We start from the raw sequence: 1,966 nt of genomic DNA on the forward strand, positions 1-1,966 counted from the left end.
ACCTGGTGGCAGCCAATCATTTGAATGGACACGTCGTATTTCTCGGCACTGTGTCCGACATGGCCGTGTTTTATCGGGCGTGTGATGTGGTCTGCATTCCCAGTCGCTCGGAATCTTTCGGCCGAACGGCGATCGAAGCCATGGCCGTCGGAACGCCGGTGGTGGCCACACGGGTCGGCGGTCTGGGGGAGATAATCAATGACGGTGAGACGGGATTGCTGGTGGAGTATGGAGTCATCGAAGGGTTTAGACAACAACTAAACTGCGTTTTACTTGACGGCCAATTTCGATTGAAATTGGCGGGTGCAGCCAAAGATGAATGTGGATTAAAATACAGTCGTGCCCGTTACGTTGATAGCGTTGGTCTTATTGCCAAATCGACACTAACATCATGTAAGCAGTGGCGCGGAGAGGCTTGTGCTCTCAGAGCAAGTTAGAGTAATTATCGTCGCTCACAATTCGGGAAGATGGCTTGGTAGCTGTCTCAAGTCCCTCGATACAGTTCATGGCACGGCATCGGTCCTTCTAATCGACAATGGCGAGAATGAGGGAATTACCGAAACTACGGGCACCTATCGAGACCTCCTCACCTTGAAAACACGACATCCCCTACCATTTTCCGAAGCCAACAATTTCGCGCTCGTCAACGGCGGTCTGGACGGCGAATACGTTTGCTTTTTAAACCAGGACACCATCTCGCGCGAAGATTGGCTGTCCGCCTGTATGGCAGTCATGAAGAACGACGAGCAGATTGGAGCTGTCATTCCTCTTATCGAAAATTACGATGGCACAGCCTGGGACGAAGCATTTCTGACATGTTCGCGAGCCGCCCCCGAGCTGTACGATCGAGTATCACAAGGGGTGAACGCCCGTTTCGACGATCTGCCTGATTTCATCGAAGTGCCGGAGATCACGGCGGCAGCCATGGTGGTGAGAACCGAGGCACTGCTGAAAGCGGGGCCATTCGATCCCATTTACGGCAGTTATTACGAAGACTATGACCTTTGCCGACGCATCGCGTCGGCGGGATACAGGGTAGGGATTTGTACACGGGGTCGGGTGGGACATTTCGGCGGGTCGGCAACCACAGACCGTCGGGCTGCTCTCCGCCGAGCCCGATGGATCGCTCGAAATCGTGTCATCTACGCAGCCCGGTGGAAATGGAAAAGCCGTATCGGCGGATTTCTGAAATATATCAGCTGGGAAATGCCTCGGAATGCGGCACGGGCGGCCTTGGGACGATCTTCGATCCCGTTTCGAGCGTTCCTTCGTGGCCATCTAGACCTTGTCTCTATTCTGCCCCGGCTCCTTTCGGCACATCGTGACAAGCTGGCTTGGAGCTGCTATTTGCGAGATATTGGCTGGCTCGCGGTGGTCGAACAGCGTTCCGTGCAGACATCCCAAACGAGCAGTGCGACACGATAGCCGTGCGAATCCTTCACCTAAATGAACATCTCAACTGGACCGGGGGAGTCGAAACCTATCTCCTCCACTTAATTCCGGCGCTCGAGTCGCATGGGCTCGAACAGTACTACGCCTTTGCCAAGGGCAATTCGTCTCTTCTCCCTAACTCGTTTGAGGTACCGGAGCTCGGCCAATTTGACAAGCGTGCCGAACAATTGGGATACGATCGGGTGCGGTCCATTCTGGCCCAGATAAACCCGGATGTGATTCACGTTCATCGCGTGTATAATCTGGGAGCGTTGCGAGCATGCCTGGATGCGCGTCCCACTGTCGTCACCTGTCACGACTATTTATATCTATGCCCAGCGGCAAGCTTCTTTCATCGACGGACAAAAACGATTTGCCACAGACAAGCCGGCCCCGCATGCTTCGCAGTGACACTTGTTAAGCATTGTTTGACTCCAAAACCCCGGTACGCGCTGGCCTACTATCGACGAGTCAAAACGTTCCTTCAATGGCGGGAACGCTTTGCGAAGATCATATGCCCGAGTGAATCAGTACG

General features: G+C 54.0%; 3 protein-coding genes. All 3 read left to right on the forward strand.

What is annotated here, in order from left to right; genetic code table 11:
* Positions 1–437: glycosyltransferase family 4 protein (locus H5U08_RS04075; RefSeq protein ID WP_297030465.1), on the forward strand; the 437-nt coding region annotated here is incomplete at its 5' end.
* Positions 418–1,425 carry a glycosyltransferase family 2 protein gene (locus H5U08_RS04080; protein ID WP_366494010.1) on the forward strand — a complete coding sequence of 336 codons (1,008 nt, stop codon included), beginning with the start codon at positions 418–420 and terminating at the stop codon, positions 1,423–1,425. The genes H5U08_RS04075 and H5U08_RS04080, both read left to right, overlap by 20 nt.
* A gap of 2 nt (positions 1,426–1,427) precedes the next feature.
* Positions 1,428–1,966: glycosyltransferase (locus H5U08_RS04085; RefSeq protein WP_297030471.1), on the forward strand; the 539-nt coding region annotated here is incomplete at its 3' end.

It is taken from the genome of Thermogutta sp. (assembly GCF_014359955.1).
Taxonomy (GTDB): domain Bacteria; phylum Planctomycetota; class Planctomycetia; order Pirellulales; family Thermoguttaceae; genus Thermogutta.